The following is a 24,888-nucleotide window of genomic DNA, read 5'->3' as shown; positions in this document are numbered from 1 at the left end:
ATACATGCGCACACTTTAGACTTGGGGCATTCAGCTCAACGCCGCTGGCTCGCATCGATTGCCAGGTAGAGCTCGGCGCAAGCGATCGCGTCGGTGAGCGCGTTGTGGTTGCCGTAATGCGGCAAATTGTAGCGGTGGCGCACACGGGCAAGCCGAAGATCCTCACCCCGCGGGTAGGTTCCCATGCGCTCCATGTGGCGTCGCTCCATGGTCATGGTGTCCACGACTTCGTCCTCGCGCAGACGCCAGCGCTCGCGGCGCACGTCGGAAAACAGTTGCCCGATGAATCCTGTTTCCATCTGCGCGAAGTGCGCGAGCAATTTCCGACGCTCAAATGCGCGCTCGAACGCCGCGAGGACCTCGGCCGGATTCTTTCCGAAGCGGGCGACATCGTCATCTGTGACACCGTGGATGGTCGCCGAATCCCCGATCTCCACGCCGGCAAGCACGAAATACTCTGCCGCGGACAGGTCAATGACGTTGCTGTTGACCGGCACCCACCCGATGGACACCATCTGATCCACGCCTGGCTTCAAACCGGTGGTTTCGACATCCACGGCTAACAAGGCGCCGTCGTCAAGCGTCCTGCCCTTGGGCCGTAAGATCCGTGTGAACATTTCATACCGCCCGGGTTGGGTACTTGCTGCTCAGCGCGTTTTGGAGCGACTTGATCACGCCGAACGCGTCGCGCAGAGCAGCACGGTCGCGCCCGGGCAGAGACTTCGGGTCGATGTGGTAGTTGGGGCGCTCCCCTGCTCTAACCTGCGCGGCTTGGTGGCGCATGGCCAAATTGGACAGGTACTCGTAGGCGCCGAGGAGATCGCCAGCGCCCTTCTCGGACACCGTCGAGCCGGCCGACTTCTTGAGGCGTGAGATCGTGTCAACCTCGCCCGTACCTGCGGTAATCGAGTACAGGCGCGCCATTTGCACCACCGCCGCGGTGCCGCCACGCTTGATGTCTAAGGTGTCGGCATATTCACCGGAGCGCTCGACGACAAGGCCGCGGAAAAAACCGATCGGGGGTTCGCGGAACGTCGCCAGCGCGGCCAGGTGAGTGTGCAGGCGGCGCGAACCGTGCGCGGAAACCATCGCCGAGTCGTGCACACGGGCGGCCATTTCCTCCCAGCCCTCTCCCCCGCCGAAGATCGGACGGAAGTCGAAGAAGACCTGCGCGTGCAGGAGCGCTTCGCCGTCGGGCGCTGTGACCCAACCGTGGAAAGTGGAATCCCACTGCGATTCCGTCATCCGCCACGCAGCGTTCGAGGCCATCATGTCCCCTGGGCACAACGCCTGGCCTGCGCAAGCAAGGCCCTGGCAGACGAACTCCGCGAGCTCAGCAAAGTACTCTCCGTGCGCGGCCGCGTCGTAGTCGTTTGACAGCACGAGCGCGTTGTCCTGGTCGGAGGCCGGCCCCATCTCACCGCGCGCCTGCGAGCCCACAGCCACAAAAGCAAAAGGCACAGGAGGAGGCCCAAGCTTATCGACGGCCAGGACAAACAGCCTCCTGGCCACCGAGTCCGCAATCATCGTGAGCAGGCGTTGCGTTTCGGCAGCCGAGGCGCCGCGCTCAAAGAACCGCACCCCAACCTGTGCGGCGCGCTTGTAGGCGCCGTCTAGCTCCTCGAGGGTGGCGGTGTCCACCTCTGCGGCAAGGTAGATCGGATCCGCCTGCAATAGGCGCATGATGTCGGAGGAGGTGACCACGCCGGCGATCCCGTTCGGCCCTGCGATGGGCAGGTGGTGGAAGCCGTATTCACTCATCAACAGCATTGCCTCAAACACCATCGCGTCTTGGTCGATTGTGCGCACCGGTGACGTCATCACCTGCGAGACCGGCAAATCTGGGTCGACACGTTTGGCAACCACCCGCGAGCGCAGGTCACGGTCGGTGAGGATGCCAGGCTCTGTTGCGGAGATCACGAGGCAAGTGATCTTGTGCTCATCCATCGTTTGGGCGGCTTGCGCGATGGACGCGTCCGGCTCGCAGGTGACCAACTCCCGGCCCGCCACCAGCTGCGCCAACGGTGTACGCAGCGCATCGGCAGCAGCGGTGTCCTGCACTTCCTCTGCGGCCAGCCGCACGCGCTTGGACGCGGTTTGAAAGAACCGGTCGAGATCTGGGTATTCGGCCAGCAGCGCCTCGAACGCGGACCGCGGCAACAAGTACAACACGCTGTCTTCTACCGCCACCATGTAGTAGCGCGATTCGGGTTCCCCGACAAGGGTGGAGTAGCCAAAGTTCAGGCCGGCTTCGCGCCGGTCCAGCAGCAGATTGTCCTGCCCAACGATGTCAATTGCCCCAGAGCGGATGATGTGGAGAGTGTTGTTGCGCTGTCCAGGCTGGACGATGACTTCGCCGCGACGGACATAGGTGATGCCCATCTGCGCCGGGAGCGCCGCAAGTGTCTCCTCGGGCAGATGTGAGAACGGCTCGTGCGACGCGATGAAGTTGTAGACCTCATCCAATTCAACCGACATAGACACACATTAGCGTGCAGGTCGGCGGTGCCGAGGCGGTTTAGCGCATCCTATTCACTGGTAGCTGACAAACCACGGACGCGGGTTGACGTCCGCATAGGTTTGCTCGGGGGTGAACATCGGCGTGTCCTCGTCGATGAAGTTTTTCCACGCCATGAAGAACTCTGGGTCGAGGTCTTCGCGCAGCACGTTCCATGTGTCGAATTTCTGCTCCGACACACCGTGACCGTCCGCGTGCAGCACCCATGCAAGCTCCGGCTGACCAGTCACGATGTTCTCGCGGTCCGGGTACATCATCGTTTGGAACTGGTGCAGAATCAGCGCCTTCTGTGGCAAGTTGTTGTCCCGCACGAGCGCGGCGAGCCAATTAGCAACCTCGTTGATTTCTGCGGCAGACGCACTCCCGATGCGCGAAAGCGGCGCCTCTCCCGGGTTCAGCTTCCACTCTGCATCAAGGGCAAGACCAACATTCGGTCGCTTCAGCAGTTCCTCGTAAATCTTCACTTGCTCAAGGAAGCTGCCTTGACCGGGCTGGAGATCAAGCACTGCATATCCGCCGGCGTCCAGGATCGCGTCGACGTACGGCACGATATCTTCGGCCGGGGTCTCGTTAGAGTAGTTGTCGTCGTCACCGGGATATTCGGAGGCAACGGTCACAATGACCTCGAAGGCCGGGATAATCGGCTGCTCATCGAGGCCCTCGTACCAGGACGCGTACTCCTGAGCCAGCTTCGCAGCTTCAGCAGGCGGCTGCTCCCCCATCACGCCGAGTTCGGGGCCGTACGGGTGGCCGTACAGCGCAATCATGCGCCGGCCGGGGAACACGAGTCCACCGCCACCGGGCAGCTCACCGTTGCTCGCCAGTGCGACACGGGCACGGTAGTCGTCGTTCGAGCCCCACTGCTGGCCGATCGCCAGCGTGTCCTGTTCGGTCACCAAACGCATGCTTTCCGACGTCTCCCTTGGATCCGCGATCCCCAGCACCTGGACGTCGGCACCCGCCGAGATCGCCGACGCAACCGCGGCGCGAGAGGTCTCACCGGTGGCAAGCACTGGCGGAAGCTGTATCGGGAGGGGTTGCGCAGCTGCTTGACCGGCGATGGCATCGATGTCGCTTTCGCCGTCGGCGGGAGCAATCGGCTCGGTGTCGGCGATCACCTGGATGTCTTCTTCGTCTGTGTCGCCGGGTACTTCGATCACACGGTCCGCACCGAGACGCGCGATCTCTTCATCTACCTCGTCGACAGCCTCCGGGTGCCGCACCAGCATTGGTGCGCCGAGGGAAACTGCCACCGCTGCGGCCTGCATTTGATCAGCTTGGTTCGGTTCCGCCACGACCACGGTCTCGGCGGACTCGAACAGCCGCTTCGAGACGTCGACGCCACTGCCGCTGCCGTCCTGAAGAACCTCCGCCCCATCCATGTCCAACTTCGCCGAGTCCTGAGAATCCGCACCGTCAACGTTGCCACCGCTGCCCGCCTGGCCCACGTCACCGCTCTCGCCACAGGCGGCTAGCGTAAACGTCGCGACCGTAATGATCGCAGCGGCACTAACGGGGAAACGGCGGTAGGTCATAAAACGGGATCCTTCCTAAGGGTTGCTGCACCACCCTACTCGAGCTATTGCAGCGCAGCCGCGATGCGGTCACCAACCTCCGCCGTCTTCACGGCGGTGGCGTCCCGAGACGCGACATCCGCCTCCACAGCGGATTCGATACGCAAAGCATTGTCTTCGTCGCCCAAGAACCGCAGCATCATGGCAACGGACAGAATCATCGCGGTCGGATCGGCGATACCCTGGCCCGCGATATCCGGCGCCGAACCGTGGACCGGTTCAAACATCGACGGCATCTCGCGCGCCGCGTTGATGTTTCCGGAGCACGCCTGGCCGACACCACCGGCGACGGCGCCTGCAAGGTCCGTCAAGATGTCGCCGAAAAGATTATCGGTGACAATCACGTCGTAGCGCTGCGGATCAGTGACCATGTAGATCGTCGCCGCATCGATGTGGTTGTAGTCGACCTCGACCTCAGGAAATTCCGGAGCTATCTCATCCACGACGCGCTGCCACAAGCCGCCTGCATTGACCAGCACGTTTGTTTTGTGCACGAGGGTGAGCTTCTTACGGCGGGTCATGGCCAGTTCGAACGCGTACCGCACGACGCGCTCCACGCCGTAGTAGGTGTTCTGAGAGACCTCGGAAGCAATTTCTTGGTCAGTGCCCTGGCGCAGCACACCACCGTTGCCCGCGTAAAGTCCCTCGGTGCCTTCCCGCACGACCACGAAATCGATGTCACCCGGTTTCGCGAGCGGACTTATCGACGTCGGGTACAGCCGCGATGGGCGGAGGTTCACGTAGTGATCCAGTTTGAAGCGGAGCGGCAGCAGCAGACCACGCTCGAGCACGCCGGCCGGGACACGCTCAGGGTCGCCGACCGCCCCAAGCAGGATTGCGTCGTGCTGCTTGAGGCTGGCCAGATCGTCGTCTGTGAGCAGCTCGCCGTTGCGAAGGTAGCGGCGAGCACCGAGATCGTAATCCGTGGTTTCAACGTCATCACGCACGGCGTGGAGCACTTTGAGCCCCTCTGCCATTACCTCGGTGCCAATGCCGTCACCCGCAATCACTGCAATCTTCATGGTTAGGTCGCCTTTCCTGTCCGGCCAAACTCTCGCTGTTGAGGAGAGATTATCAGCCTCGCCTACCCATTTTCGCTGTCTACTCCCGCTCGTTGATGTAGCCGGTTAGGGCTGAGCTTTAGTCCAGATCAACCTGGAACGACTGCGCGCCAATCGACTCGGCGATCGAAGCTTCCAGCGCTTCCGGAACCTCCGACTCGACGCGCAGAACCAGCACCGCCCCGTCGCCCTTAGCTGCTTGGGTCAGCGCGGCAGCCTCGATGTTGATGCCAGCGTCACCCAGCTGGCCACCGACCTTGCCCAACGCACCCGGAGCATCCGTGTATCGCAGGAAGAGGTTGCGACCAGCCGCGCGCATGTCCATGCCGCGACCGTTGATCCGAACGATCTTTTCCACGGCTTCGAGTCCCGTGAGCGCACCAACCACCGTCGCTGTTGCGCCGTTAGCGGCAACCGCCTTGACCTCAAGCGCGCTGCGGTGCGCACGCGCCTCCGTCTCGGTGGCGACCGAGTAATCCAGCCCGCGTGACTCGGCGATCGACGGCGCGTTGACGAAGGTCACCGGCTCGGACACGATCCCAGAGAACAGGCCGCGAACTGCCGACAACCCCAGCGACTCGACGTTTTCGGTCGATAGCTCCCCGCGAGCGGTGACGTTGAGAGCAACCGGGGCGTCGTCAAGCAACTTGCCCGCAAGAAGCCCAAGCTTGCGAGCAAGGTCGAGCCAACGAGCGACCTCCTCGTCCACTTTGCCACCGGTGATGTTCACGGCGTCCGCGACGAACTCGCCGGCGAGCGCCTTCAGCACGGAGTCGGCGACATCGGTGCCGGCGCGGTCCTGCGCCTCGACCGTCGACGCGCCGAGGTGTGGGGTGACCACGACCTCCTCGAGGCCGAACAGCGGCGAATCGGTGCACGGTTCGGTCGCGTAGACGTCGAAACCGGCGCCGCGGATGCGGCCTTTCTTGATCGCGTCGGCGAGTGCCTGCTCGTCGACCAGGCCACCGCGGGCCGCGTTGATAATGATCTGGCCCTCCTTCGCTTTGGCCAACAGCTCGGCATTGAACATGCCGGCAGTTTCATTGGTCTTCGGAAGGTGGATGGTCACGAAGTCGGCGCGAGCCATGAGCTCTTCAAGCTCGACCAACTCGACGCCGAGCTGCGCGGCGCGGGCCGGGTTGGCGTACGGGTCGTACGCGATGATGGTGGTTTCGAACGCGCTCAGTCGCTGCGCGAACAGTTGGCCGATGTGGCCGAAACCGACAATGCCGACGGTCTTGCCGAAGATTTCGACGCCCTTGAACGCGGAACGCTTCCACTCAGCGTTGCGCAACGTCTGGTCGGCGGCCGGGATCTGGCGGGCGGTAGACAGCAGCAGTGCGATCGCGTGCTCGCATGCGGAGTGGATATTCGAGGTCGGGGCGTTCGCCACCATCACGCCGCGTTCGGTGGCTACCGGGATGTCGACGTTGTCGAGGCCGACGCCGGCGCGGCCGATGATCTTCAGGTTCGGTGCAGCTTCAATGACCTCGCGGTCCACCGTTGTCGCCGAGCGGACCAGCAGTGCATCCGCCTCCGGAACAGCGTCGAGCAGCTCCTCTCGGTTCGGGCCGTCTACCCAGCGCACCTCCACCGAGTCTCCGAGTGCTTCAACTGTGGATTGAGCAAGCTTGTCAGCGATGAGGACGACCGGTTTAGCCACGGGACTTCACTTCTCCTGCAGAACGGGTAAAGGGGTGAACAGTTACCCGGAGTACTTTAGTTCCCCGCCTGTTCAGTGTCGCTCTCAGCAGACCTATAAAATTCTTCCGCTTGCATAATTCTTTCCGCGAGCGTTTCGTCGTCGCCAAACTGCGCGCCGAGTGCGAGCAGGGGTCGCTCAGCCAGACCTGCCATGGTGAAAAGTGTGTATCGCGACTCCCGCGGATCTGGGTTGTCCACCAGGGTGACCGCCGCCCCAAAACTGCGGGCGTTTGCAATTGACGCAATGGACGAATCTTTTGTTGCTACCACCACGGGGGCCATATCGGCGTCTCGTCTCGACGAGATGGGGAACGGTTCCGCTTCCGCTCCAGGCATGACCTTCGGAGTGTCCCACGCGGCGCGCAACAGCACCGGCTCCTTTGCGTCGAGAACGGCGACGACCTCTGCGGCATCCGCAGGATCTGCGATCACTTTCTCGCGGAACTGCACAGAGAGCATCTGACCAATCCCGTCCAGGCCACCGGGGTCGCGGTGAACGTTGACCCGACCCGTAGTGCGTGCCACGTTCACCTCCCCCACGGTCAACACCGTGTGCGTCTTCAACCGCTCAATCTCCTGGGAGATTTCCTGGTGCCTCGCGGAGTCATACACAATCATCGGCGCATGGGCGTAGACGGCAATCGACGCGGCGCGCAACTGGGCCTCGACAGTGGAATCGCTCACCACAAGGATCTCGGACCGAGGAAAGAACAAACGCAGACTTGAAAGGCCCTTGGTGTCGTCAATCACCACCGGGTGCTCTTCGAACGTCTCCGCGACGTGACGTGATTGATTGACCGCGATCACTTGATCCAGCGGGGAGCGGTCGTCGGAGTCAGCACACCCCGCAACCTGCAAGCCCAGCCCAGCCACAACCACCGCCGCGAGCACAGCGTGGCGGATTCTCAATCGGGCGTTAGTCTTCGGAATGGTCAGTGTCCTGGTCAGTGTGTTCGGTGTGCTCGGTGTGTTCAGTGTGCTCGAGAACGTCGACTGGATCCGCCATGGTGGCATGTCCGCGCTGGCTCCCAGTTGGCTGCCCAAGAGCGCCGACGACGTCTCGAATCACCGGTTTGCCCATAGAGTATTCGATGAGCGCGACGAACCTTTCACGGCGGTCCTCAAGGAACGCGTCCCAGTTCGAGCTAAGGAGATGCTGCGGGCTAATCTCGTGGCCTTCGATGACCGCGTCGAACTCGTGGTCGTCGAGAAGCGACTTCGACTGCAGCCTTGGCAGGTACCGTTTCGGCTCGTTTTCTTCGATCACGACTTCGGTGCGTCGTCCCATCGGCGTGCGGTTGAGCACCGAATGTGCAAGCGCGCCCTCGGCACCGATCCCCGCGCAGAACGCCGGCGAGAAGACTGTGTGGAAGCTGGGTTGCAGTTCCTCGAAAGTCTCCCGACTGAACTCTTTTCCGGTGCGCCAGTCGCGCGCCCCGCGAGCCATAAGCAGGCTGAATAGTCCGCGGAATACGCCGCTTTCCTCAGTCGCATTCAGGAGACGAGACTCCTTGAACTCGGCATCTGCGACAGTTCGAGGCTCTTCATCCGTATGTCCGAGCACCCACGGAGTGACCTCCTGCACGTCAAGACCTGCACGAATCGTCGGCGCATGGGCGCCGTAGAGCTCGCCGAACACACCAGACCAGAACCAGCGGTTCAAGCGATCCCGCGCACGGTCCTCGTCCAATGCCCCAGGGTGCTCGGCTAAGCGAGCGAGGATCGTCGCCAGCGGCACGAGCTGGGACGAGTACGGAACTTGGTCAACGGAGAGGATCCGCCGATCCGCCAGGAACTCGGCAGCCTGCAAATACGCGCGCGTCACCTCGTCGGAATGTGCGCGGTAGTCGTCCAAAGAGATTGTCAGAATGTCGCCGCGGTGTCCGGTCGCCTGTCCCTTGCGGGCAGTGATCAACAGCGCGAGCGATCGCAGGTATTCAATGCGCCCAACTCGATCAAGTGCGGGGTACTGCCGAAGTTGCTTTTCGACGCCCGCCCAGTGCTCCGCCAACTTGAAGCCGGGATCCTGGTTCGCGAACATCGCCGTCAACAGCTCGAAGACGTCCATCTGGAGCCCGGCGGAATTCGCGTGCGCGAAAATCTGGCCAACGCCAACCTGGGAAGTGTTGCGATCTACGCGGATCACGGGTACGTCGTAAGCCGGAAGCCAGCGCAGCACCTCATTTTGGAAGCGCTTCACAGCCGCACGCATGCCCTCATCCTCGGTACAGGCGGCCATGTCAATCAGGAGGTCATTTCCCTCTTTCCACATCAACAGGGACACGGGAATCACGCCGTGGCGCAGCATGTCCTCACGGCTGTTGATCCCGCCCTCGATCTCCGGACCGAAGTGGGAGCGCACGTTGCCGTCGAGGTCAACGGAGAACACCGATTCAACTGGCATCGGATCGGAGGCGACCGCGCCGCGGACATCGACGAAGAAGCGGCGTGCGATCGGCTCCCCAAGGTAGTCCACGGTTGGGATGACTCCCTCGCCCTTGAATGCGTGGTACAGGGAGGTCAGTCGCTGTTGGCCGTCGAGAAGCAATAGCCCCGGCTCAACCCCCTCAACCTGCAGCCCTGCAAGCGGCCGTGGGCGAAACCGTACTGGGGAGTTGCGGGTGTCGAGTGCCAAGAATGACCCGATCGGGTATCCGCGCAGTACAGACGTGATGAGTGTGCGAACGCGGTCGGTGTTCCAGATGTATTCGCGCTGAAAATCCGGCAGCTGCAACTCGCCGCGCTCTGCCCGTGTGAAGAGATCGATAAGTGAGTAACTCGGCGTGGTGAACCCCATGCCTTCAAACTGTAGATCAGTTTTCACAAATGCTCTCGTGATGAATGTGCTCGGGCAATTCCACCTGTATCGTCGCGTGGTCGACGCCCAGCGCACGTAGCTCGGCCTGGGCCTCATCGAGCACACGGGAAAAGTCCTGCACGGTCGTGTGTTGGCCGTGCAGGGTCAGATGCGCAGTAGCAAGGACCGACACGCCGTCGAGAGACCAGAGGTGCAAATCGTGCACCTCTGCTACCCCGTCGATCGCTCGCAGCGCCGGAAGGACGCGCTCAACTTCGAAATCCTCCGGCACCTGCTCTAGCAAGACGCGGGTTGAGTTGCGCAGCAGCTGCCACGCTCGCGGAAACACCAAGGCGGCGATGAGCAACGAAGCGACGACATCCGCCACGACCAGGCCCGTGAAGTGGATCACGGCGCCCGCGGCGATAACTGCAAGCGAGCCCAGCATGTCGACGAGTACATGAAGATAAGCGCCGCGAACGTTGATTGAGTCCTCGGAGTGGCGGGATAGCACCCACGCCGAGACGGCATTGGCAACCAGCCCGATGAGGGCGATGAGCATCATCGTGCTGCTCGCAATTTCAGTCGGGCTCTTGAGCCGACTAATCGCCTCGATGCAGATAAAAATGGAAATGGCGAGCACCGTAGCCGCGTTCAGTGCCGCGGCAAGGACCTCGACTCTGCGGTGTCCGAAAGTAGCGCGGTCAGACGCTGCGCGCTGGCCAGCAATGACCGCGAGTGCGGCGATGATTAGCCCCGCGGCGTCGGAGAGCATGTGCATAGCGTCCGCGAGGAGGGCCACCGAGCCGGTGAGCCAACCACCGACAATTTCGGCGAGGAAGACGACCGAGGTAATCGCAAGTGCGGTGAGAAGAGCGCGGATCGGGGCGCTCGTCGGGGCGTGGCTGTGTTTGTGGTGGTGCGTGTGGTTGTGGGTGTCGTTGTGGCCGTGATGCATGTGCACCCGAGAATGCGATGACTGCGAGAAACGACCGTCCATGCGGTGCACTTTAACCAGTCGAGCCCTTAATGACAACTTAATGAAAACGGTTTTGGAGCGGAATTCAGGGCGCCGACCTGCACGGCGTCACGGAAGTGACATTTGGGACTCACAGGGTAATACTTGGCCTTGCCAAGAGTTTTGATAAGGTCGTGAACTGTTGGCTTTTTACGAAAGGACATTCTTATGACGACTCCGAACCCGAACGATCCGAAGAACATCGATCCGAAGAACCGCGACCTGGATCCGGAGAAGCTTACCGACGAGACCACCGCACGCCGCGTCGAGTCCACTGCGGCTGGCGACCACGTGACCGGGGAGCGCGTCTCCACCGAGCGTACCCCGGCCACCTCCGGCTCCACCGCTGTGACCACCGAGGACAACAACGGTGGCGGCGGCTGGTGGAAGTGGCTGCTGGGTATCCTGGTCGCTCTTCTGCTGGCCTGGTTGCTGTGGTCCCTGTTCTCCGGCAACGATGACGAGGCCGACACCCCGAACACTACGACCACCAACGCAACCGAGGTTGTCGAAGAGACCACCACCGTCGAAGACGGCACCGCAACTGAGTCCGCTGACGCAGACGCACCTGCTGACGAAACCGTGACCGAGACCGACGTTGTCGACGCAACCGACGCTCCGGCCGAGGACACCGCCGCTCCGGCAACGAACTAGCATCGCGCGCGTTACGTCGCGTCACGTAACGCATTGCGAAAGCAACGCCTCGTTTCCTACTGGGAGCGGGGCGTTTCCTCATCCCCCCAAACAAAAAAGCATCCGCCTCAGCAGAATTCGTTCTGCCGAGGCGGATGCTTTGGCCTATCGACGGACCGGTGGTTACGCAGTCTCGTTGAGCGGGTTCTTTACCCAGCTCATCATGTCGCGCAGCTGAGCACCGGTCTTTTCGATCGGGTGCTCGTTGATCTTCTGGCGCAGACCCTCAAGCTCCTTGTTGCCACCTTCGACGTTGGCAACGAGGCGCTTAGTGAAGGAGCCGTCCTGGATGTCCTTCAGGATGTCGCGCATGCGGTCCTTTGCGCCCTCGTCGATCACGCGCGGGCCGGAAAGGTAGCCGCCAAACTCCGCAGTGTCCGAGATGGAGTAGTTCATGTTGGCCAGACCACCTTCGTACACCAAGTCAACGATGAGCTTCATCTCGTGCAGGCACTCGAAGTACGCCATCTCCGGCTCGTAGCCGGCCTCGGTCAGCACCTCGAAGCCCTTCATGATCAAGTCCTCGAGGCCACCGCAGAGCACGGCCTGCTCACCAAAGAGGTCGGTGACGGTCTCAGCCTCGAAGGTGGTCGGAATGACACCCGCGCGGGCGCCGCCGATCGCCGCAGCGTAGGACAGAGCGAGGTCACGGCCGTTGCCCTGCGGGTCCTGCTCCACGGCGATCAGGGTCGGCACACCCTTGCCGTCGGTGTACGTGCGGCGCACCAGGTGGCCCGGGCCCTTCGGAGCAACCATGGCCACGGTGATGCTCTCGGCCGGCTCGATGAGCTTGAAGTGGATGTTCAGGCCGTGGCCGAAGAACAGCGCGTCGCCTTCGTTCAGGTTCGGCTCAATGTCGTTCTTGAAGATCTCTGCCTGTGAGGTGTCCGGGGCGAGCAGCATGATGACGTCGGCCCAAGCGGCTGCATCGGCGTTGGACTTGACCTCGAAGCCGGCCTCCTTGGCCTTGGCTGCAGACTTGGAGCCCTCGCGCAGGCCGATGACAACCTCGACGCCGGACTCGCGCAGGTTCTGTGCGTGGGCGTGGCCCTGGGAGCCGTAGCCGATGATGGCGACCTTCTTACCTTGGATGATGGTCAGGTCTGCGTCGTTGTCGTACAGAACTTCAATTGCCATGAGTGGAACACTCACCTTTCCTATATTTTGGGATGATAGTTTCATATTATGACACACCGTGCGGGCGCGTCTGGGCGGAGCTAGCCGTTCTTTTTCGACGGTGCCATGGTCTTCGACCCCCGGGTCAAAGCCACCTGGCCGGAGCGGACTAGCTCACGGATACCGAAGGTTTCGATGACATCGAGGAACGCCTGGAGCTTTTCGGGCGTACCTGTGACCTCGATGACCACGGACTCCGGCGCAACGTCGACCACGCGGGCGCGGAAGATGTTCGCTGTCTCCACCACCTGTGGGCGGTTTTGGTTGGTGGCGTTGACCTTTACCAGCATGAGCGACCGTGCGATGGTCGTGTCGTCTTCAAGCCGAAGCACTTTGATCACCTGGATGAGCTTGTTGAGCTGCTTGGTGATCTGCTCGATGGCGTACTCGGATGCGTCAACCACCACGGTGAGTCGGTTGATACCTTCGGTCTCCGTCTTCGCCGAGACCAGCGACACCAGGTTGTACCCGCGGCGGGTGAACAGTGCGGTTACGCGCGTGATGATGCCGTCGACGTCCTGCACCAGAACGGAGATGATATTGCGGGTTTGCTCGTCTGCGGATGCCATCGCTAGTTCTCCTCTTGGGCGTCGTTGACTGCGTCCATTGTTTCGTTGATCGCCTCCGGGGTTTCACCCGCGGACTCCTCCATGTCGAAGAAGGGGCGCATGCCCAGCGCGTACTGCATGTCGGAGTTTGAAGCGCCAGCGGCAATCATCGGCCACACCTGCGCATCCTCGCCCACAATGAACTCCACCACCACGGGGCGGTCGTTGATTGCGCGGGCACGCTCGATCGCCGGGATGACCTCTTCCTTGGTGGTTACGCGGATCGCCTCCGCGCCCAGCGCCTCGGACAACTTCACGAAGTCCGGAACGTATGCGGTCTCGCCGCCGAGTTTGGTGTGAGAGTAGGTCCCGTCATAGAACAGCGTCTGCCACTGGCGCACCATGCCCAGATTTCCGTTGTTGATCAGAGCCACTTTGAAGGGAAAACCCTCCATCGCCGCGGTGGTGATTTCCTGGTTGGTCATCTGGAAGCAGCCGTCGCCGTCAACCGCCCACACTTCTTTGTCAGGGCACGCGGCTTTTGCACCGAGCGCCGCCGGGATGGCGTAGCCCATCGTGCCCAGGCCACCCGAGTTGAGCCAGTGGCGCGGTTTGTCGAAGTCGAGGAACTGCGCAGACCACATCTGGTGCTGCCCCACGCCAGCGACGTAGATGGCATCCGTTCCAACGGTTTGGGAAAGCGTCTCGATGACAAACTGCGGCGAGAGCGACCCGTCTGATTGCTCGTCGTACCCGCGCGGGAAGCGCTCCTTGAGGCCGCCGAGGCGCCCGATCCACGCATCGATCTCAGGGACAGCATTGCGCTTGGCGTCACGGAATGCATCGGTCAGCTGCGCAAGCACCCGCTTCGCGTCGCCCACAATCGGCACGTCCACCTCGCGGATCTTGCCCACCTCGGCCGGGTCGATATCGGCGTGGATGGTCTTCGCGTGCGGAGCGAACGATGCGGTGTCGCCGGTCACGCGATCGTCGAAACGAGTTCCGATCGCGATCAACAGGTCAGCCTCCTGCAGAGCACCAACCGCGGGCACCGAACCGTGCATGCCCGGCATACCCATGTACAACGGGTGATTCTGCGGGAACACACCAAGTGCCATCAGCGTGTTCACCACCGGGATACCGGTGAGTTCGGCGAACTCGAGGAGCTGCTCGTGTGCATCCGCCTTCACCACGCCACCACCGATGTACAGAACCGGACGCTTGGACTCCGAGATCATCTTCGCGGCCTGGGAAATCTGGCGGTTGTGCGGCTTCGTGTTCGGCTTGTAGCCCGGCAGATCAACGTGCGGCGGCCAGGCGAACTCGAATTCGGCGTTTTGGACGTCCTTCGGAATGTCCACCAGCACGGGCCCGGGACGGCCCGTTGATGCAATGTGGTACGCCGCGTAAAGCGCGCGCGGAATGTCCTCGGCATCGGTGACCATGATGTTGTGCTTGGTAATCGGCATGGTGATGCCTCGGATGTCTGCCTCTTGGAAAGCATCGGTACCAATTAACGGGGAGCCGACCTGACCGGTGATCGCGACAATCGGTACCGAGTCGAGGTACGCATCTGCCAATGCGGTCACTAGATTGGTTGCGCCCGGGCCAGAGGTGGCCAAGCACACACCAACCTCGCCGGAAGCTAAGGCGTAGCCCTCGGCCGCGTGGCCCGCGCCCTGTTCGTGGCGAACCAGCACGTGGCGCAGTTTCGCAGCGTGCGCGAGCGCGTCGTACAGCGGTAGCACCGCACCGCCGGGAAGCCCGAAGACGATATCTACGCCAAGCTCTTCCAAGCTGCGTACGACGGCTGCGGCGCCGGTGAGGATTTCAGGGCCGCCAGCGCGCGGGGCATCGGCGGCGCTGGCTGAATCGGCATCGTTATTCGCGGTCTGTTGTGGGGTAGCCACGATGCAATGCTCCTTATTTCAAGAGGTCAGACGAGGAAAGGTATTGAGAAGGTGACGACCACAAAAACAAAAGCCCCCGAGCGAGCTGTGAGCTCTCGAGGGCGCTTGTTTGAGCGGCTAGACAGAAGTGCTGTCCGCTACGGCAAGCGCCGCACCGGAATTACTACTACAGCTAGTCGCGTCGTGATCATGTGTTGGATCATACACAGTCCCCGGCCACCGCGGGGAAACGGGGATTGAGTTTTATGCACTAGCTTTATGCACTATGCCCTTTGCGTTCATTTTCCAGGAACTGTGGCGCTGGTTCGCCTCCACCGGCATCAACATCGTCCTCTTGCTCATTCTGGCCCTGCTTGTCCCCCGCGCTGGCCGCTTTGCCAAACGCACCTTCGCCCGCAAGGTGCAGGAATCGCGCACCCAGGACGAGGAGAAGAGCCAACTCGCAGTTGCCGGCGTGGTCGTCTACACCGTCCAGGTCATCGCTTTCTTCCTCATTCTCGTCTTCCTTCTTCAACAACTCGGCTTCTCACTCGCTGGCGCGGCGATCCCCGCCACCGTTGTCTCGGCCGCGATTGGTTTTGGCGCCCAAAACATCATCGCGGACTTTCTCGCCGGGTTCTTCATCCTCACTGAAAAGCAGTACGGCGTGGGCGACAACGTTTCCTTCGAAGGCAACGGCGTGAATGTCGCCGGTGACGTCATTCAAATCACCATGCGCGCCACCACGATCCGCACCCTGAATCAGGCTACGGTGACCATTCCGAACTCCGCGGCGCGGATTTACATCAACCAGTCGAACTACTGGGTCAACGCGGTGGTTGTCATACCGGTGCCGCTAGAGGGATCGAATTCGGCCGAGCACGCGATTTCTCGTTCCGAACGGGCGGCTCGTCGCGCTCTTGCGCGACCGGATATCCATGACAAGCTCCGAGGCGAGCTGATGATCCACCCCGCTGTCGATGTCGGCGCACCCACCGCAGCGGGCCAACCGTGGACCGTGGATATGCGGTTCATGGTTCGCGCCGAGCCGTTGACCCAGTGGATGATTGAACGCGCTATCCGTATTGAGGTGCTCGACGAGTTCTGGGACGAGTACGGCAAGACTCCGGAGCTTTTTTCGCTTCACGACGCCTCGTTGCACGCGCCCCACCAGGACCAGCAACGCTCCCCCGCTGAGTTCGACGAACGTGACAAGCTTGATCCGGAGGCCTATCCCCCGACCGAGCACATGGCACCAGTGAGTCCGTTCGACCCCGCCCCAGAAAGCGCGGCGGTCGACCCAGCCGCTGAAGATGCCGCACCCGCGGGCACTGGGGATCTTGCCGCAGATATTGCGGCAGAAGACGACGCCCCGAAGACCGTGCTAAACAACCTGATGCGGGCCAGCACACTGTGGCTGATTGTGGCATTCATCGCCGCGCTGATCATTCGCGGGTTGACGCTCAATCCCGACGGAGATGTCGGTGGCGTACTCGCACCTCCGCCGCGCACGACCGCGTCATCACCCCAACCCCCAGCGGCGGATGAAAACACGCAGGAAACTGTTCCCACCGCCACCACCGGCTCGCCTGAAGTTTCTGACTCCACCGGCTCGCCTGGTGTTTCTGACTCCGCGGGCACCACCGCGGCCCCGACGCAGCAGTCCGCAGAACCTGCCCCGGCCCCCGCGCCTACCGAGCAGTCGGCGGACGCTTCGCCCACAGAGTTGTCTGCCACAGCTGAGGAATCGGCACCCGCGTCCCCGACCGCGGCACCCACGGATGTGGAGGAAGGGGCCGTGGCGGGTTAAAGGGGCCGTCGATAAGCGAAAAGCTCCGGTGACTAGCATGGCACGCATGACTGGTGCCGAGCCGAACGAGCCGAAGGTGTTCCGCCCTTCGCGAGAGCACGTGATCGCGATTGTGATGATGATGGGCATCGCGCTGATCGGTATCGGCTGGGCCCCGAAGTACCTCGCGTGGGTGCTGATTTTCCCGATTCTTGCGCTGGTATGGATCTTTCGGGTGTCCACCACTGTCGGCGACGATGGGATCGCGCTGAACTACCTGTTTCGCAAGAACCAGCGCGTGAGCTGGGATGAGCTGGCCGGTGTCGGCTTCAAGCGGTCACGGGCGCTCGCGACAACAAATGCTGGGCAGGAGTATCCGATGCCCGGTGTGACCTTCAATTCGCTGCCGGACCTGGCCGAGGCGTCACGCGGGCGGATTACCGACGTGATTACCGAGGCCGAGGAAGCCGCCGACGGCAAATACGAGATTATTGATCAGGACGGCTACGGCGTGCTGCTCACCCGCGAGGAATACGATGAGTACCTCAAAGAGCACCCGGACATTCCGGGGCCACGGCCAGCTCAACCAACTAATACTGAGGAGAAACCCCTGTGATCCCGCTTCGTTCACGCGTCACCACTGTCGGCCGCCAGGCGGCCGGAGCCCGCGCACTGTGGCGCGCTACCGGCACCGAAGAGTCGGAGTTTGGCAAGCCGATCGTGGCGATCGTCAACTCCTACACCCAGTTCGTTCCCGGGCACGTGCACCTGAAGAACGTCGGCGACGTCGTGGCCGAGGCAGTGCGTGCAGCAGGTGGCGTGCCGAAGGAGTTCAACACTATTGCGGTGGACGACGGCATCGCCATGGGGCATGCCGGCATGCTGTACTCGCTGCCCAGCCGCGAGATCATCGCCGACTCGGTGGAGTACATGTGCAACGCGCACACCGTTGACGCCATGGTGTGCATCTCCAACTGCGACAAGATCACCCCGGGCATGCTCAACGCGGCGATGCGCTTAAACATTCCGGCCGTGTTTGTTTCCGGCGGTCCGATGGAGGCTGGCAAGGCGATCTCTGCGGGTGGCGTAACCAAGCCGAAGTCCGACCTGATCGACGCAATCGCGCTTTCTGCGAACGACGCGGTATCCGACACGGAACTCGACCAGATTGCCAACAGCGCCTGCCCCACCTGTGGGTCCTGCTCCGGCATGTTCACCGCCAACTCCATGAACTGCCTCACCGAGGCACTCGGGCTGTCGCTGCCGGGCAACGGCACGACCTTGGCCACGCACACGGCGCGCCGCGCGCTCTTCGAGTCGGCCGGCTCCCGGATCGTGGAGCTGTGCAAGCGCTACTACGGCGATGGCGATGAGTCGGTGCTTCCGCGCGCGATTGCCACCGAGCACGCGTTCCGCAACGCGATGGCCCTGGATATGGCTATGGGTGGTTCCACAAACACCATCTTGCACATCCTCGCCGCTGCCCAAGAGGGCGAGGTGGACTTCGATCTCAGCGACATCGACGATCTTTCCCACCAAATCCCCTGCCTGTCCAAGGTGGCACCGAATGGCGAAGCACACGTTGAGGACGTGCACCGTGCTGGCGGCATCCCAGCCATCCTCGGCGAGCTGCACCGGGGCGGATTGCTTCACGACGATGTGCACACGGTCGCATACGACTCACTGGACTCGTGGCTGTCTGACTGGGATATCCGCGGCGGGTCCACGATCGACGAAGCCGTGGAGCTCTACCACGCCGCGCCTGGCGGTCAGCGCACCACCGAGGCGTTCTCCCAGTCTGCCCGCTGGGAGTCGTTGGACACGGATGCGGCCAACGGCGTTATCCACGATGTCGAGCACCCGATCACATCTGACGGCGGCCTCGTCGTGTTGCGCGGCAACCTGGCACCGGACGGGGCGATTTTGAAGACCGCCGGTGTGGAGGAAGGCCTCTGGGAGTTCTCCGGCCCCGCACGGGTCGTCGACTCGCAGGAACAGGCGGTATCGATGATTCTTGCCCGCGAGGTGCTCGAAGGTGAGGTCATTGTGATCCGCTACGAGGGCCCTGCCGGCGGACCGGGCATGCAGGAAATGCTGCACCCCACCTCGTTCCTCAAAGGCGCTGGCCTGGGCAAGAAATGCGCGCTGATTACCGACGGCCGCTTCTCGGGCGGCACCTCCGGCCTCTCGATCGGCCACATCTCCCCCGAAGCAGCGCACGGCGGTCTGATCGGGCTGGTCGAAGACGGAGACACCATCACCATCTCTGTTGCGAATCGCGAACTGACGCTCGATGTCGATGATGAGGTGCTGGCGAAGCGCCGCGCGGAGATGGAGGCGTCGGACCGCCCCTGGACGCCGAACCGCGCTCGCGAGGTGTCGAAAGCGCTGAAGGCCTACGCCAAAATGGCGACCAGCGCCGACAAGGGCGCCGTCCGCCAGGTGGATTAGATCTGGCAGGCTCGGTCCGGCCGGCTGGGGGTCGCGGGTTGGAATGGGGATTTACGAGGTGGTTGGGGTCGGTAGGGACTCTGAGGTGAACGGGTTCAGCTCGGTGCCGAACCACCACATCGCCACGGCTGCGGCAAGGCCGACAAGGAGCCAGATCCAGGATGAGGCGAGCGGGCGACGCGCCCACGTGCGGCCAGCATCGACCCCGTAGAACCCTGGCCCGGTGAACTGCACCGTCAACGCGACTGCGAAGAGCACGATTGGGAGCCAGATAGATGCATCCCAGTACAGCGGGTTCCACCCCAGCCCCGAAGCCGTGATCGTGTGCAGAGCCGTGAACCCGGTGACCGCCACCGCAACCGCTGCAGCCACCGGAGTGATCAGGCCGAGGATAAGGAACACGCCCGCGGCGAGCTCCAAGGTAGGGATAACGATGGCGAGCCCGTTGCCGAACGGGTAGTTGGCGAACTCGGACTCGAGCCCCCCGATGCCGGCCGAGTTGCCGAGGCGGAAGAACGTCATCAACGAGCTCAGCACGAGGTAGCCGCCGAAGACTAGACGCAGCAACAAAAGACCGAAGTCCATGGTGCCGCGTCCAACTGGCGTCGCCGACTCGGCCTCCGCAACCGGCTCAACCGCAGCAACCGGCGCGGAGACCACGGTGGTCTCTTCGTACAGCGGGTCGGCCGGGGCGATGTACGCTGGCTCGCGGTCAATCGCGGCGGTCTCGTGGGAGACCGAACTGTAGGACACGGTCGGCTCGGGGGTGGCGTAAGACGCCTCGGAGATGTGCTCGGTCTGCGCCAGCAGCTCGTCCGGGGCGGGATCTGCCCGCAGGAACTGCTCGGTAGGTTCATTCGGGCTCATCGCGCTCGGGAACGCCTCGGTATTCGCCTCTGCCCTTGAATGGCGGGAGCTGTATGAGGGCACATCGTCAGGGCCGAAGTCGTCGGGGGTCACATCGCGGGTGTTATGGGATGACATGATGCAGAATCTATGCGATGGAACCGCGCAGGTCAGGGAGCTCGGTCGGCGTGGCTGGGAAGAGGTTCAAAGGTGCCGTCGATAAGCAAGAAACTCCTAAGAACCGAGAACCTGGAGGGCTTCGCCGTCGAGCCGCATCGTGGACCAATCCCCCATGTCGTTGGCGCCGAGAGCAGTGTAGAAACCGATCGAAGGCGTGTTCCACTTCAGCACGGACCACTCGACGCGGCGGTAGTCGTTGGCCACCGCGGTGCGGGCGAGCTCTTTGAGCAGTGCCGAACCAAGGCCCTGACCGCGGGCTGCCTCGCGGACGTAGAGGTCCTCGAGCCAAATGCCGTGGCGACCCTGCCACGTGGAATAGTTCAGAAACCACAGCGCCATGCCTTGAACCTCGCCGTCGACCTCTGCGATGTGGGCGAAGACCTTCGGGTTGTCGCCGAAAAGGTGCTCGCGGACGTCCTGCTCGGTGGACGTGACGTCCTGGGGCTGCTTCTCATACTCCGCAAGCTCGTTGATCATGGCGAAGATCTCGGGGACGTCGGTATCGCGGGCGCGGCGAATTATAGTCATAGACCAGAAGCGTAATGCGTGGGCAGAGTGGGTTACAGTTCGGATATGGACCGGTTTCACTGGCTCGACCCGCATGATGCCGACTTGTGGGCCACACTCTGGGCGTTTGTGACATGGGTGCCCGCGAGTTTGGATGAGCACCTTAAGCGCTCCGAGCAGATGTCACTGATTGACTACCTGGCGATGTTGGCAATTGCCCAGGCTAAAGACCAGCAGATCACCATGTCTCAGCTGGCACGGACGACGCGGACGTCGGCATCGCGCCTTTCCCACGTGATGGATCGGCTTGAAGACAAGGGCTTAACCACGCGCACCCGCAGCACAGAGGACCGCCGCTCCACCATCGCTTCTCTGACACCGGAAGGAGCGGACTTTATGGTGAGAGCAACTCCGACGATGATTCACCAGCTACGGGAATCCATCTTTGAGGCTGTCACCGTTGATGAGGCGATTCAGCTGAACGCGATTATGCGCAAGATTCTCGCGAACACCCACGGGTTGCCACGAAGTTAGTTCGGAGCTCACGCTCACGCGGTGTTACCATCGAGCGGTTTGTGTCATGACCATTCGGAAGGAGCGCAACTCGCGTGAGCAAAACACTGAAGGTGGCACTCGCCCTCGTTGGCCTTACGGTCGGCGCTGGCTTTGCCTCCGGCCAAGAAATCCTGCAATACTTTCTCGCCTTTGGGTACTGGGGAGTTATCGGTGCCGCCGTCGCTGGCCTGATCATCGCCGTATTCAGCGGCTGGGTCTACCAGCTTGGGTCCTACTACCTCGCCGATGACCACAGTGCCGTCTTTCGAAGCGTGTCCCGCCCATGGGTGGCCCGCTACATGGACGTGGCAACAATGTTCACGCTGTTCTGCATCGGTTTTGTCATGGTCGCCGGCGCTGGCTCGAATCTGGAGCAGCAGTTCGGCACGGCCACCTGGGTCGGCTCCGCGATCATGACAGTGCTGCTACTGTTGTCCGGTTTCCTAGACATTGACAAGCTCTCCAATGTCATCTCCATGATCACTCCCCTCCTGATCGTCTGCGTTCTCGCTGCGTTTGTGATCACCTTGACGCAGATGCCGAGCAGCTTCGACGGGCTGAACGAACTCGCGCAGACAAACCAGAACGCGTCCGGGACGTTCGACAACTGGCTGGTTACCGCGGTGAACTACGCGACGCTGGTTCTGATCATGGACACCTCCATGATGCTGGTGTTTGCCGGTTCCCACATGAACCCCACCCAGGCGGGCCGGGGCGGCCTTCTCGGCGGCATCATGTTCTCAGTCCTGCTGATGATTTTGGTGTTCATCCTGTTCTGCAACATGGACCACGTCAGCGGCGCGGACTTCCCGCTGCTGATGGTGTTCGATTCCATGCACCCGGCAGTGGGAACTGCGGTTTCCATCGTGATTTATCTGATGATCTACAACACGGCTGTCGGCATGTTCTACGCCCTAGGCCGTCGACTGTCGCACGACAAGGCAGAGAAGTTCCGCCCCTACTACTTCGCCGTGGTGGCGGTCGGATTCGCGCTTTCCTTTATCGGCTTCGCAGACCTGGTTGGCTGGGTCTACCCCGTGCTCGGATACCTCGGCTTGATTCTGGCCGTGGTTATGGGCACCGCTTGGTTCCGTGACCGCCAGAACATCAAGGACGAGACCGAGCGGCGCGAGCGTCTCGCAGAGCTCGCGGAGACGCAACTCAACCCAGATTCTGCCGATCTCACGAAGGCGGAGCGCGCTGAGGTGGAGGAACTGGCGTCCGATTCGAACGTTGCCGATCAGGAATTGTGGCAGTCGGTGCAGGAGGAGGTCGCGGCCGACCTCCACGCGGACGATTCAAGCAATTTCGATCTCAAGGACGTTCCCGCCCTCGACCCGGAATCGAACGCCTACGATGGCGCCCCTGACACCCCGGGCGAGGAGATCCACTGGCACGCCTACGACGAGATGTACAAGACCGGCGAGTTCCCGGCTACTAAGCCGCCGCAGGCAAAGTAGCCGCCCGCTCGCCTAGTCTGCGAGCTTGGCCGCGATGAGCTTGTTGACTTGGCCTGGGTCGGCCTTGCCCTGTGTTGCCTTCATTACAGCACCAACAATGGCGCCGGTGACCTTGGTGTTACCGGCGCGGTATTTCTCCACGATGTCCGGGTTTGCGGCCAGAGCCTCGTCTACGGCAGCCTCAATCGCACCGTCGTCACGCACCACTTCGAGCCCACGCTTGGCGACGACTTCGTCGACGCTGCCATCGCCCTCGATCACACCATCGATAGCTTGGCGCCCAAGCTTGGTGGTCAGTTTGCCGTCCTTGACCAGCTCGACAACGCGGGCAACGTCCTGCGGGGTGACACCAAGCGCGTCGAGATCCTTTCCGGCCTCGTTCGCTTTGCCGTTGATGTAGCTGACCCACCACGCGCGGGCCTCGTCCGGAGTAGCGCCGGCCTCCACCGTGTCCACGATGAGGTCGAGTGCACCGGCGTTGACCAGATCGCGGAACTCCTTCTCCGGCAACTGCCACTCCTCCTGGATGCGGGCGCGACGCACCCACGGCAGTTCCGGCAAAGTCGCGCGGATCTCCTCAACCCACTGCGGTTTGGCGATCACCGGCGGCAGATCCGGGTCGTTGAAGTAGCGGTAGTCGCTCGCCTCCTCCTTGGGGCGGCCTTTGGATGTGGTGCCGTCCTTCTCCTGGTAGTGGCGGGTCTCCTGGATGATTTCCTCGCCGTTGTCTAGCACGGCGGCTTGACGCTGCATCTCGAAACGCACCGCCTGTTCGACCGACTTCAGCGAGTTGATGTTCTTCGTTTCGGTGCGGGTGCCAAACTTTTCCTGGCCAATCGGGCGCAGCGACACGTTGGCGTCGCAGCGCATCGAACCTTGATCCATGCGCGCGTCGGAAACCCCGAGCGCCTTGACCAGCTCGCGAAGCGCGCCGACGTACGCCTTGGCGACCTCGGGCGCGCGCTCGCCCGCGCCCTCGATGGGCTTGGTCACGATCTCAATCAGCGGAATGCCGGCACGGTTGCAGTCCACCAGCGAGGCGGTCGCACCGGTAATGCGCCCGGATGCGGAACCCAGGTGTGTGAGCTTGCCGGTGTCTTCCTCCATGTGCGCGCGCTCGATCTCCACGCGCCACTCAGTGCCATCCTCCAAAACCACGTCCAAGTAGCCGTCGTAAGCGATTGGCTCGTCGTACTGCGAGATCTGGTAGTTCTTCGGCTGGTCCGGGTAGAAGTAGTTTTTCCGAGCGAAGCGGGACGATTCGGCGATCTTGCAGTTCAGTGCAAGGCCGATTTTGATGGCCCACTCCACCCCCTTCGCGTTGACCACGGGCAATGCGCCCGGAAGACCCAGCGAGACGGGGTCGATGTTGGTGTTAGGCTCCGCACCAAAGTGAGCAGAGGAGGTGGAGAACATCTTTGTTTCCGTCGCGAGCTCGACGTGCACCTCAAGACCCATGACCGGGTCGTACTTCTCCAGCACCTCGTCAAAATCCATCAGGTCGTACGCAGTCATGGCGTTCAGTCTAGTCGCGCCTGCAGGCCGGTTTTCACCTCGGGCCACTCAGTGTCAAGGATGGAGTACACGCAGGTATCACGCACGAGGCCGGACTTTAGGATCTTGTGCCGCCGGAGCACTCCGTCAAGCTTCGCGCCGACCTTTTCGATGGCCGCACGCGACTGGCGGTTCATGTAGTGGGTGCGAATTTCTACTCGCAAGCAGCGAAGGTCCTCGAAGGCGCGCTGCAACAAGAGCAACTTCGCTGCGGGATTGAGCGCACCTCCCTGAAAGTCGGCGCCGATCCAGGTGGAGCCGATCTCGAGATTGCGATTTACCGGGTCGAGGTGGAGGTACGTTGTCACCCCGACCGGGGTGCCGTCAGGGTTGACGATCGTCCACGCGACGCGGTTGTCCTCCCCGAGCAGTCGCTCGATGTACTCGGGGACTTCGCTTATCGACGGAATGTGGTCCTGATACCACAATTCGTGAAGGTCACCGACAGCGGCGGCGAGCGCATCCGCGTGCTCGCCGCTAAGTGGCTCGAGGGTGACCCATTCATTTGCCAGCGTCGGGGCTGCGAAAAAGTTCTCGCGATCAATATCCATGGGCAATTACCCTAATT

At 62.2% G+C, this 24,888-nt stretch carries 21 protein-coding genes; 6 read left to right on the top strand and 15 right to left on the bottom strand.

From position 1 onward, the window contains the following. Positions 1-35: 35 nt before the first annotated feature. The 8 genes from CGLAUT_RS05490 to CGLAUT_RS05455 all read right to left on the bottom strand — a co-directional run bounded on the left by CGLAUT_RS05490 (position 36) and on the right by CGLAUT_RS05455 (position 10,612). Entirely contained in the window at positions 36-617 is a 582-nt protein-coding gene (locus CGLAUT_RS05490) for a 3'-5' exonuclease (RefSeq protein ID WP_290186813.1), read from the bottom strand. Position 618: 1 nt separating this feature from the next. Next, positions 619-2,478: a DUF294 nucleotidyltransferase-like domain-containing protein gene (locus CGLAUT_RS05485; protein WP_290186811.1), complete on the bottom strand. Its 1,860-nt coding sequence runs from the start codon at positions 2,476-2,478 to the stop codon at positions 619-621. Positions 2,479-2,532: 54 nt separating this feature from the next. Beyond that, positions 2,533-4,053 carry a cell wall-binding repeat-containing protein gene (locus tag CGLAUT_RS05480; protein ID WP_290186809.1) on the bottom strand — a complete coding sequence of 507 codons (1,521 nt, stop codon included), beginning with the start codon at positions 4,051-4,053 and terminating at the stop codon, positions 2,533-2,535. A 44-nt stretch (positions 4,054-4,097) separates the two neighbouring features. Beyond that, positions 4,098-5,114: a 3-isopropylmalate dehydrogenase gene (locus tag CGLAUT_RS05475; protein ID WP_290186808.1), complete on the bottom strand. Its 1,017-nt coding sequence runs from the start codon at positions 5,112-5,114 to the stop codon at positions 4,098-4,100. A gap of 118 nt (positions 5,115-5,232) precedes the next feature. Next, positions 5,233-6,816 (bottom strand): phosphoglycerate dehydrogenase, encoded by a 1,584-nt coding sequence (serA, locus tag CGLAUT_RS05470; RefSeq protein WP_290186806.1) that lies wholly within the window; start codon positions 6,814-6,816, stop codon positions 5,233-5,235. Positions 6,817-6,872: 56 nt separating this feature from the next. Continuing rightward, complete coding sequence (locus CGLAUT_RS05465; RefSeq protein ID WP_290186804.1) at positions 6,873-7,766, bottom strand: hypothetical protein; 894 nt, start codon at positions 7,764-7,766, stop codon at positions 6,873-6,875. Between the two features lie 7 nt (positions 7,767-7,773). Next, positions 7,774-9,654, bottom strand: coding sequence for a DUF262 domain-containing protein (locus tag CGLAUT_RS05460; protein ID WP_290186802.1), 1,881 nt, complete (start codon positions 9,652-9,654; stop codon positions 7,774-7,776). Positions 9,655-9,670: 16 nt separating this feature from the next. Then, entirely contained in the window at positions 9,671-10,612 is a 942-nt protein-coding gene (locus tag CGLAUT_RS05455; RefSeq protein ID WP_425551718.1) for a cation diffusion facilitator family transporter, read from the bottom strand. 228 nt (positions 10,613-10,840) lie between these two features. Between CGLAUT_RS05455 and CGLAUT_RS05450 the strand changes: the two genes are divergently transcribed. Next, entirely contained in the window at positions 10,841-11,326 is a 486-nt protein-coding gene (locus CGLAUT_RS05450) for a hypothetical protein (RefSeq protein WP_290186799.1), read from the top strand. Between the two features lie 162 nt (positions 11,327-11,488). Here CGLAUT_RS05450 and ilvC read toward each other — a convergent pair whose 3' ends face one another. The 3 genes from ilvC to CGLAUT_RS05435 form a co-directional block, all read right to left on the bottom strand. Beyond that, on the bottom strand, positions 11,489-12,502 hold the full coding sequence (ilvC, locus tag CGLAUT_RS05445; protein ID WP_290186797.1) for a ketol-acid reductoisomerase: 1,014 nt from the start codon (positions 12,500-12,502) through the stop codon (positions 11,489-11,491). 80 nt (positions 12,503-12,582) lie between these two features. Beyond that, complete coding sequence (gene ilvN / locus CGLAUT_RS05440; protein WP_290186795.1) at positions 12,583-13,110, bottom strand: acetolactate synthase small subunit; 528 nt, start codon at positions 13,108-13,110, stop codon at positions 12,583-12,585. A 2-nt stretch (positions 13,111-13,112) separates the two neighbouring features. Then, a complete protein-coding gene (locus CGLAUT_RS05435; protein WP_095659833.1) occupies positions 13,113-14,999 on the bottom strand; it encodes an acetolactate synthase large subunit in 1,887 nt (628 codons plus the stop codon). Between the two features lie 265 nt (positions 15,000-15,264). On the opposite strand from CGLAUT_RS05435, the gene CGLAUT_RS05430 reads away from it, so the two are divergent. The 3 genes from CGLAUT_RS05430 to ilvD are packed head-to-tail and all read left to right on the top strand — an operon-like array spanning position 15,265 to position 19,218. After that, on the top strand, positions 15,265-16,788 hold the full coding sequence (locus CGLAUT_RS05430; protein ID WP_095659832.1) for a mechanosensitive ion channel family protein: 1,524 nt from the start codon (positions 15,265-15,267) through the stop codon (positions 16,786-16,788). Between the two features lie 46 nt (positions 16,789-16,834). Next, positions 16,835-17,383 (top strand): PH domain-containing protein, encoded by a 549-nt coding sequence (locus tag CGLAUT_RS05425; protein WP_095661064.1) that lies wholly within the window; start codon positions 16,835-16,837, stop codon positions 17,381-17,383. After that, the gene (gene ilvD / locus CGLAUT_RS05420) at positions 17,380-19,218 is read left to right on the top strand and encodes a dihydroxy-acid dehydratase (RefSeq protein WP_095659831.1); all 1,839 of its coding nucleotides are present in this window, start codon (positions 17,380-17,382) and stop codon (positions 19,216-19,218) included. The genes CGLAUT_RS05425 and ilvD overlap by 4 nt, the downstream gene beginning before the upstream one ends. Positions 19,219-19,269: 51 nt before the next feature. Here ilvD and CGLAUT_RS05415 read toward each other — a convergent pair whose 3' ends face one another. After that, positions 19,270-20,202: a DoxX family protein gene (locus CGLAUT_RS05415; protein ID WP_095659830.1), complete on the bottom strand. Its 933-nt coding sequence runs from the start codon at positions 20,200-20,202 to the stop codon at positions 19,270-19,272. 96 nt (positions 20,203-20,298) lie between these two features. Next, positions 20,299-20,772, bottom strand: a complete 474-nt coding sequence (locus CGLAUT_RS05410; protein ID WP_290186791.1) for a GNAT family N-acetyltransferase — start codon at positions 20,770-20,772, stop codon at positions 20,299-20,301. Between the two features lie 45 nt (positions 20,773-20,817). Here CGLAUT_RS05410 and CGLAUT_RS05405 point away from each other — a divergent pair, with 45 nt between their 5' ends. Next, positions 20,818-21,285, top strand: a complete 468-nt coding sequence (locus tag CGLAUT_RS05405; RefSeq protein WP_095659829.1) for a MarR family winged helix-turn-helix transcriptional regulator — start codon at positions 20,818-20,820, stop codon at positions 21,283-21,285. Between the two features lie 74 nt (positions 21,286-21,359). After that, positions 21,360-22,766, top strand: coding sequence for a YkvI family membrane protein (locus tag CGLAUT_RS05400; RefSeq protein WP_290186789.1), 1,407 nt, complete (start codon positions 21,360-21,362; stop codon positions 22,764-22,766). A gap of 12 nt (positions 22,767-22,778) precedes the next feature. Here the strand turns inward: CGLAUT_RS05400 and gatB are convergent, their stop codons facing one another. Then, the gene (gatB, locus tag CGLAUT_RS05395; protein ID WP_095659827.1) at positions 22,779-24,281 is read right to left on the bottom strand and encodes an Asp-tRNA(Asn)/Glu-tRNA(Gln) amidotransferase subunit GatB; all 1,503 of its coding nucleotides are present in this window, start codon (positions 24,279-24,281) and stop codon (positions 22,779-22,781) included. A gap of 5 nt (positions 24,282-24,286) precedes the next feature. Next, a complete protein-coding gene (locus CGLAUT_RS05390; protein WP_095659826.1) occupies positions 24,287-24,871 on the bottom strand; it encodes a GNAT family N-acetyltransferase in 585 nt (194 codons plus the stop codon). Positions 24,872-24,888: the final 17 nt, after the last annotated feature.

The sequence above is a fragment of the Corynebacterium glaucum genome, from assembly GCF_030408855.1.
Lineage (GTDB): Bacteria > Actinomycetota > Actinomycetes > Mycobacteriales > Mycobacteriaceae > Corynebacterium > Corynebacterium glaucum.
Note: the sequence above shows the minus strand (reverse complement) of the source record. Positions and strands in the feature narration are given on the sequence as shown.